The following is a 5,027-nucleotide window of genomic DNA, read 5'->3' as shown; positions in this document are numbered from 1 at the left end:
AACCAACCTCTCATTCACGAGCAAGAAAACGTTCCGGAAAAAGCCAAGCGGTCAAAAGCTAATCGGGGCTGTCGATTGCCTGAAGACTTTGAACCCGATTACGATTTTGCAATCGAAGAGGGTTTGCCTCCAGAGCGTGTGAAAGTCGAAATCGCAAAGTTTCGAGATTACTGGCATTCGAAAGCTGGAGCAAATGCAACCAAAATCGATTGGCAAGCAACGTGGCGTAACTGGGTAAGAAATGCAAAGGATTACAAACAAGGAGAAAATTATGGAACACAAACCAATTCCCAAACAGGACAACAGCGCGGTCGTGCCTATAGAATTACACAACACATGTCCGATTTCAAAAATGCAGACAGTCCGTACAAATTTTTGTTCGAGGATGATGCAAAACCCTCCATTCCATTGGTTAGCGGGCAAAAAGCCATTACCTGCAGAAGCGGAGAGAATTATCTCGTTGGGTAATGAAGCTTTGCAAATGCTTGACGAAAAAGCTTCTGAGGAAGAAATAAAAGCGATGTTTCTCATGCTTTCTGGTGGGCTTAAAAGCCAACCCGGAGAAGACGAAAAAGCTACAGCCGTTGCTTATCTCTTTTCTCTCAATGGCTTAAGCCGTTGGGCAATCAAAACTGCAACAAGGGATGTGATGAAAGGTAAAGCTAAAGGCTTGTCGACGACATTTATGCCCGCTTCTGCTGATCTTCTGCTTTACTGCGAAAAGCTTGAAGACGATATTCGAACTACTGTTAAAGGGATATTTACCTCACTCGATAGACCAGAGATTAAGCCAAAAGGAGAACCTGTTTCTGCTGAAAAATGGGATAAACTGATGCAAATGCTTGAAAAAACGGAGATTGGTTTAAATCCTTTTCAGTGAAAAGTGCTGATGGTTTTGTAATTAGATATGCATTTAAATCGACAAAAAGGTACCTTACAAAGCGATTTTAAAATTTTATGATGAAAAATATATCCGTAATATAAAACGCTCTGTACGGTCAAATTTTAGGTAAATAGACCAATTGGTAAAATTAGGATTAAAGCATGTTCATTTTTAAACATTTATTCTTAAAAAACCGTAAACAACCCATGCAAAAAGAGTTTGTTGCAACAGCTGTTGGTTATGTTCCTTGGGGGGACGGAGCAGAGGAGTATTTTTACAACCTCTACGAATATGAAGACGGCACAAGAGAGTGTGAAAAGTTTGATGGCGGTCAGTATTATACCACACCAGAAAATGCGGATTTTAGTACCAAAGCGCAAGTAAAAGCATGGGTTTACGGGGGTGCTATTCCGAAAAGCGTTCTCAATTACGAGCCTCTTATAGACGAGATCAACAGAGAAATCAAAAAATTTTCAGAAGCTTCTGAAAAAACAATGATTAGATGCTAACTCATATCAGGAACAACTTGACAAATTTTTAAAAGCCATTAGGTTACGAAGCAGGCTTAAAACACCTGTAACCAATCGGTTCAATAGTATCCCGAAAGATCTGTTGCCCATCATAAGAAATTTTGTCCAGGGTCTTCACATGTATGTCCAAGGATAACCTAAAGATGTGAAGGACTGAATTGGTTCGGTTGTTTTAGCCCTGGATACTTAAACTTTTAAAACAAAGGAACCAATATTATGAACACTCTTATTAAAATATCAGAAAAAATTATTGAACAAGAAATTGTGCAAACGGTCAATGCTCGTGAGTTACACGCATTCATGGAAATAGGAAAACGTTTCGCTACTTGGATTACGGATCGTATTAATCAATATACATTTGAAGAAGGTAAAGACTTCATAAAAACACAAGATTTGCGGTTCCCAAAATTGGGAAGCGCAAAATCTAGAGCTGTTACAGTAATAGAATACCATCTCACTTTAGATATGGCAAAAGAGCTTTCCATGGTTGAACGCAACGAGAAAGGCAGACAAGCTCGTCGTTACTTTATCGAGTGTGAAAAAAAGTTAAAAAGCCAATCTGTTGATAATGACCGTGATACACGCTTTGATTTTCCAAAAGATTGGGATAAAATGTCTCCAACTAAAAAAGCTGTTTACATTTATGGCCCTCTCCACATGCATCTTGTTAAAGCCTTTACATTGGTAGAAGAAAGCAAACAGTATAAAACACTCATTGAAGAAGCAAAACAGGTTTTAGAAAAATCTGTTGTAAAAGCTGCTTAGATTTAAAAACATGATTTTATCTTCTCGTCTTCAAAGGCGAGGAGATAGTTAAGCCGCGTTTTTTATTGTAATAACGACTTGCTTGCCAAGAACACTCAGTGCTTGCTCTAAAGTTTGAAGCTTAGTTGGATAATTGGGGTCAAGAATGCGTCTTGCTTCTGTTTCTTTTTTACCCAAACGATGTGCCAATTCTGTTTTTGTAATATTCGCTTCATTAAAGGCTTCTACCACTGCGAGCTTAAGAGCATTCCACGCATCTACCGTAACTTCTACAAGGTCTTTGTACTGCCGTGGTGTAGGCAAAGGCAGACCGCGCATAGAATAGCTCCGTAATGCCAACCCTAAAGCTTCAACAGCATTCTCTAATGCCTCTGCTCTATTTTCTCCAGCTGTTATTGCTTCTGGTACATCTGGAAAGGTTACAATAAAACCACCATCTGGATCAGATTCCAGTTTTGCTTGATACGTGTATTCCATATTTAGGTCTCCTCGCCATGATCAAAATGCTTTTGAAACGAAAAATTAAAGCCGTTGAGAGAGTAACTCATACCCCCAACTGCTTTTTTATTATTTTCACGTAAAGTGGGGTCAATTCACCAGATTTTATAACGGTTGTCTTGTCTCCAAAAGTTACCAAATAATGTGACCCTTTACCTGCATCAGGAGCTTCACTGTAATGAATGCCTCTTTTTCTGGCTTCTTTACGTAATTCTCTAAGCAGTGCTTCTCGTTTCATTTAGCCTCCCCTTTCTGCATAAAATGAATATCGCATAAAAAGGTTCGATGGTCAACAATAAATCGAACAAAAAAGTTTGATACAGACTCTTAAATGAAAGAATATTTATTAAAAAGTTAAAAGCAGAAATAAGAAAGCGGTGCCATTTGTGTGACATGATTTTTTGATGAATAATTTGTCAAATAATATTATAATGTAATACTTAAAAAACTGTTATTAATTAACTGAAATAATTGCATAAATATGCAAATTATGCTAAGATTTTTTATGTATAAATTGCAAATCTAATGGGGCTACAAATATGCTAAATAAAGTGACGTTAATCGGGCGCCTTGGTGCTGATCCCGAAAGCAAAACAATGAATTCTGGAGCAGAAATAGTCAATTTTAGTATAGCGACTTCTGAGAGCTATACAGATAAAAAAACCAATCAAAAAGTAGAGAAAACAGAATGGCATTCCGTTGTGATTTTTAATCCACATTTGGCAAAAATTGCACTTCAATATCTAAACAAAGGTTCAAAGGTTTACATAGAAGGAAAGTTACAGACACGCAAATGGCAAGATAAAAATGGGCATGACCGTTACACAACAGAGATTGTCTTACCACAATTCAAAGGCGAATTATATTTACTTGATGCCAAAAAAGATCAATCGGCATCCCCTACCCCTTCACCCATTACTTCTCAAAGTTATGCTATCGCTTCAGGTGCTCAAGATTATAGAACCGCTCTTAACGATAGCGTCCCATTCTGATTGAAAAAATATGGCTAAAAGAAAAAAACGTACAAAACGTGGACGTCCTCGTATTAATGGATGTCTCAGAGAACCCAATGGTCGTATCTCGCGAGCAAAAATACCGCGTGAACCGATTGATAAATTGGCAATTGAAATGCGTGCCAAGCGATTTGGTTTGACCATAGAAGATGCTAAAAATCCGCTTTCCGCTACCTATATCGGACGGCTTTATCTGCAAGGTGTGATTAATCAAGATCAGTATGATGCTGCACAAAAATATCTTGAAGTGAGAAATAATTACCTCTGTGCAAAAGCCTTACAAAATGCAATTTATAATGACTTTACTCCATCTTTAAATGAAGAGGCAAAAAAACAATGGATTGAAAAAACTACTCATTACTATGAAGCAATGAAAGAGGTGCTAAAAGAAGCACAATGCCTTTATAGACAGCATAATCTTTATGCCGCACTACAATACATTGTTGTAGAAGAGCAATCGTTACCATATCTTGTTAATTCACTGTGTGTCGTTCTTAATGCGCTTCATAAGCATTTTACACAAAACCGCTAAATTCAAGCAGCATTTTGAATATTAATAGAGATCTCTTTTCCAAGAGCAATGAGAGTAGATTCTAAGGCATCTAATTTGGTTGCGTGGTTTAAATCCAACAATCGGTCAATTTGTATTGGATGAAGTTTTAAAAGACGTACGAGATCAGCTTTGCGTAAGTTTTTTTCAATCATAGCGTTATGTATTGCAATTTTTAAAGTCACCAATGAAGATACTTCAACAAAAGGATAGGCAATATCACGATGTCCAAAGGGAATAGGTTCACGATCTTGAAAACGCCCCATAATGACTGTTAAAAGTGCATTTTTAGCCTGTTCCAAAGCCTCTTTTTCATCGTTACCATAGGTAATAAATTCCTGAAAGTCTTTAGAGACGACTAGAAGAGTATCATTGTCATCTTTGATAAATTTGATTGCATATTTCATTTACACCTCCATATTCAGGCTTATTTTAGGTCAAGATCTTTAAGAATCTTCTGGACTAATCCTGTTCCTAATTCTTTTCGCGTACCATGCATAGGTAAAACGGACTTTTTAGCACCACGCTTTACAAGCAAATGCCCTCCCTTCCCTGAAGTAAAACTGCAACCATGCTTTGTAAGATATCTTTTCAATTCTTGACTATTCATTATAATAATATAACATCTAAAATGTTTCAATGCAACATAAATGTTGTATTAAAGGAAAATAAAGAACATCTTTTAAAACACCATATTTAGGTAAAAAAATAAAAAAAATACAAGATCATGATTTTTTTGTTGACATAGTGTAAAAAATCGTATTTAATGACAGCATGGCAGTAGTTGT

9 protein-coding genes and 1 pseudogene are annotated in these 5,027 nt (G+C 36.8%); 6 read left to right on the top strand and 4 right to left on the bottom strand.

Annotated elements, in window-relative coordinates; translation table 11 throughout:
* The 4 genes and pseudogenes from ACFINO_RS09085 to ACFINO_RS09070 form a co-directional block, all read left to right on the top strand.
* Nucleotides 1–468, top strand: a pseudogene (locus ACFINO_RS09085) (hypothetical protein); the annotation flags it as partial.
* Nucleotides 461–880, top strand: a complete 420-nt coding sequence (locus ACFINO_RS09080) for a hypothetical protein (RefSeq protein ID WP_375655501.1) — start codon at nucleotides 461–463, stop codon at nucleotides 878–880. The pseudogene ACFINO_RS09085 and the gene ACFINO_RS09080, both read left to right, overlap by 8 nt.
* A 164-nt stretch (nucleotides 881–1,044) precedes the next feature.
* Nucleotides 1,045–1,392, top strand: coding sequence for a hypothetical protein (locus ACFINO_RS09075; protein WP_375655500.1), 348 nt, complete (start codon nucleotides 1,045–1,047; stop codon nucleotides 1,390–1,392).
* Nucleotides 1,393–1,629: 237 nt separating this feature from the next.
* Nucleotides 1,630–2,178 (top strand): antA/AntB antirepressor family protein, encoded by a 549-nt coding sequence (locus tag ACFINO_RS09070; RefSeq protein ID WP_375633208.1) that lies wholly within the window; start codon nucleotides 1,630–1,632, stop codon nucleotides 2,176–2,178.
* Nucleotides 2,179–2,226: 48 nt separating this feature from the next.
* Here the strand turns inward: ACFINO_RS09070 and ACFINO_RS09065 are convergent, their stop codons facing one another.
* Nucleotides 2,227–2,655 carry a type II toxin-antitoxin system HicB family antitoxin gene (locus tag ACFINO_RS09065; RefSeq protein ID WP_375655499.1) on the bottom strand — a complete coding sequence of 143 codons (429 nt, stop codon included), beginning with the start codon at nucleotides 2,653–2,655 and terminating at the stop codon, nucleotides 2,227–2,229.
* A 67-nt stretch (nucleotides 2,656–2,722) separates the two neighbouring features.
* The gene (locus ACFINO_RS09060) at nucleotides 2,723–2,914 is read right to left on the bottom strand and encodes a hypothetical protein (RefSeq protein WP_004859817.1); all 192 of its coding nucleotides are present in this window, start codon (nucleotides 2,912–2,914) and stop codon (nucleotides 2,723–2,725) included.
* Between the two features lie 301 nt (nucleotides 2,915–3,215).
* Between ACFINO_RS09060 and ssb the strand changes: the two genes are divergently transcribed.
* Nucleotides 3,216–3,668 carry a single-stranded DNA-binding protein gene (gene ssb / locus ACFINO_RS09055; protein WP_375655498.1) on the top strand — a complete coding sequence of 151 codons (453 nt, stop codon included), beginning with the start codon at nucleotides 3,216–3,218 and terminating at the stop codon, nucleotides 3,666–3,668.
* A 10-nt stretch (nucleotides 3,669–3,678) separates the two neighbouring features.
* Entirely contained in the window at nucleotides 3,679–4,221 is a 543-nt protein-coding gene (locus ACFINO_RS09050) for a hypothetical protein (protein ID WP_375655497.1), read from the top strand.
* Nucleotides 4,222–4,223: 2 nt separating this feature from the next.
* Here the strand turns inward: ACFINO_RS09050 and ACFINO_RS09045 are convergent, their stop codons facing one another.
* Together ACFINO_RS09045 and ACFINO_RS09040 are read right to left on the bottom strand one after the other, a co-directional pair.
* Nucleotides 4,224–4,646, bottom strand: a complete 423-nt coding sequence (locus ACFINO_RS09045; protein ID WP_375637175.1) for a type II toxin-antitoxin system HicB family antitoxin — start codon at nucleotides 4,644–4,646, stop codon at nucleotides 4,224–4,226.
* Nucleotides 4,647–4,666: 20 nt separating this feature from the next.
* Complete coding sequence (locus ACFINO_RS09040) at nucleotides 4,667–4,849, bottom strand: type II toxin-antitoxin system HicA family toxin (RefSeq protein WP_375655496.1); 183 nt, start codon at nucleotides 4,847–4,849, stop codon at nucleotides 4,667–4,669.
* Nucleotides 4,850–5,027 lie beyond the last annotated feature (178 nt).

This window comes from Bartonella sp. AA83SXKL (assembly GCF_042196965.1).
GTDB lineage: Bacteria > Pseudomonadota > Alphaproteobacteria > Rhizobiales > Rhizobiaceae > Bartonella.
Note: the sequence above shows the minus strand (reverse complement) of the source record. Positions and strands in the feature narration are given on the sequence as shown.